This window comes from Agrobacterium sp. ST15.16.024, from assembly GCF_027956545.1.
Classification (GTDB): domain Bacteria; phylum Pseudomonadota; class Alphaproteobacteria; order Rhizobiales; family Rhizobiaceae; genus Agrobacterium; species Agrobacterium cucumeris.
In genome coordinates this window covers 1-367 of record NZ_JAQKGO010000081.1, presented here as the reverse complement: position 1 = coordinate 367, position 367 = coordinate 1, and the positions used below count along the sequence as shown (strand labels likewise).

The 367-nt window shown below is 58.3% G+C and carries 2 pseudogenes; both read right to left on the bottom strand.

Annotation, left to right across the window (positions count from 1 at the left end):
* Window positions 1-225 (bottom strand): annotated as a pseudogene (locus tag PL640_RS25730) (amino acid ABC transporter permease); the annotation flags it as partial.
* Window positions 222-367 (bottom strand): annotated as a pseudogene (locus tag PL640_RS25725) (amino acid ABC transporter permease); the annotation flags it as partial. The pseudogenes PL640_RS25730 and PL640_RS25725, both read right to left, overlap by 4 nt.

Sequence of the window (367 nt, the reverse complement as noted above, 5' to 3'; positions counted from 1 at the left end):
GCCGAGTAGGACGCCGATGAAGGTGCCGATGGCGATTGCCAGAACGCTGATCAGCACGTTCATGGCGAAACCCTTGGCAAGATAGGGCAGCCATTGCAGCAGCACCTGGCCGAGCGAGGGATCGAGGATCAGCCACAGGATGACCGATATCACCACCCCGAGCAGCAGAATGGTACCGAAGGGCGGCTTCCTTACCGCCTGTGTTGGAGAAACCACCGCACTCATTGACCAAACCCCGGAACAGCAAGACGCCGCTCCAGCCAGAGACCGGCCCTTGCGACGATGAAATTGATGACGCTGAAAAAGATGAGGATGACGAGCATCAGCTCGACCACATTGTCGCGCTGGGTCCAGATCAGGATTGAGG